The sequence below is a fragment of the Pseudomonas sp. MWU13-3659 genome (assembly GCF_023757525.1).
GTDB classification, from domain to species: domain Bacteria; phylum Pseudomonadota; class Gammaproteobacteria; order Pseudomonadales; family Pseudomonadaceae; genus Aquipseudomonas; species Aquipseudomonas entomophila_E.
Genome location: NZ_JAMSHW010000087.1, coordinates 1 through 934, shown reverse-complemented (window position 1 = coordinate 934; position 934 = coordinate 1). Strand labels below are relative to the sequence as shown.

Sequence of the window (934 nt, the reverse complement as noted above, 5' to 3'; positions counted from 1 at the left end):
GGTGTTCCCGAAACTGGCCCCGGTGCAGTTCCAGCACGACTCCGGGCTGGTCGCCGACACGCCGATGATCAAGCGCTTCGCCCTGCGCCTGGAAACCCGCACCAGCAGCGTCACCCGCCGCGACTACGACTTCAAGAAGCCGCTGATCCAGCTCGAAGGCGAGGCCGACAGCCACGACGAGCCGGCCCTGGAAGACTACGACTACCCCGGCCGTTTCCTTGATCGCCCGCGTGGCAAGCACCTGGCCAACCGCGCCCTGGAACGCCACCGCAGCGATTACCGCCAGGCGAGCGGCGACAGTGACCAGCCACTGCTCGCCAGCGGGCACTTCCTGACCCTCGCCAGCCATCCCAACGCCAGCTGGAACGATCTCTGGCTGTTGGTCGAACTACGCCATCAGGGCCGTCAGCCGCAGGTGCTGGAAGAAGCCATCACCAGCGACATCGACCCCCGCTTCGATGGCTTCCAGCAGGGCTACCGCAACTTCTTCGTGGTCACCCCGTGGGAGCAACCGTACCGCCCGCCGCTGAACCACCCGAAACCGAAGGTGCTGGGCGAGCAGCGCGCCGTGGTCAGCGGGCCGGCCGGCGAAGAGATCTACTGCGACGAGTACGGCCGCATCAAGGTGCAGTTCTTCTGGGACCGCGAAGGCCGCTCGGACGACAAGTCCAGCGTGTGGATGCGCGTGGCCAGCAGTTGGGCCGGGCAGGGCATCGCCGGTCTGCAACTGCCCCGCGTGGGCATGGAAGTGCTGGTCAGCTTCCTCGAAGGCGACCCCGACCAACCCCTGGTGACCGGCTGCCTGTACCACGGCGTGAACATGCCGCACTACAAGCTGCCCGACCTCAAGACCCTGGCCACGATCAAGAGCAAGGAATACAAGGGCAGCCGCGGCAACGAACTGCGCATCGACGACACCACCAGCGAAATCAGT

Annotated in this window: 1 protein-coding gene; it reads left to right on the top strand. The window is 66.1% G+C overall.

Features of this window, described 5'->3' with window-relative positions; genetic code table 11:
* The coding region (gene tssI / locus NGM28_RS28410) for a type VI secretion system tip protein TssI/VgrG (protein WP_252092546.1) at window positions 1–934 on the top strand (934 nt) is incomplete at both ends.